The sequence below is a fragment of the Actinomadura macra NBRC 14102 genome, assembly GCF_001552215.1.
GTDB classification, from domain to species: Bacteria; Actinomycetota; Actinomycetes; order Streptosporangiales; family Streptosporangiaceae; genus Spirillospora; species Spirillospora macra.
In genome coordinates, this window is sequence record NZ_BCQT01000018.1 from 1 (window position 1) to 330 (window position 330).

Consider the following 330-nt stretch of genomic DNA (forward strand, 5'->3'; position numbering starts at 1 on the left):
TTGGATCGTCGTGCGTTGCCGGCTCCGGAATTTGGTGCGGGTGGGGGTCGGGGGCCGGTTACGGTTCAGGAGGAGGTTTTGTGTGAGGTGTTTGCTGATGTTTTGGGGTTGGAGTCGGTGGGTGTGGATGATGATTTCTTCCGGTTGGGTGGGCATTCGTTGTTGGCGGTGCGGTTGGTGGAGCGGTTGCGGGTTCGGGGTGTGTCGGTTCCGGTGCGGGTGTTGTTTGGGTCGCCGACGCCGGCGGGGTTGGCGCGGGTGGCGGGTGCGGAGTCGGTGGTGGTGCCGGAGAATCTGATTCCTGCTGGTGCTGGGCGTATCAGTCCGGAC

1 pseudogene is annotated in these 330 nt (G+C 63.6%); it reads left to right on the forward strand.

Annotated elements, in window-relative coordinates:
• Window positions 1-87 precede the first annotated feature (87 nt).
• Window positions 88-246 (forward strand): annotated as a pseudogene (locus AMA02S_RS45110) (phosphopantetheine-binding protein); the annotation flags it as partial.
• Between the last annotated feature and the right edge of the window lie 84 nt (window positions 247-330).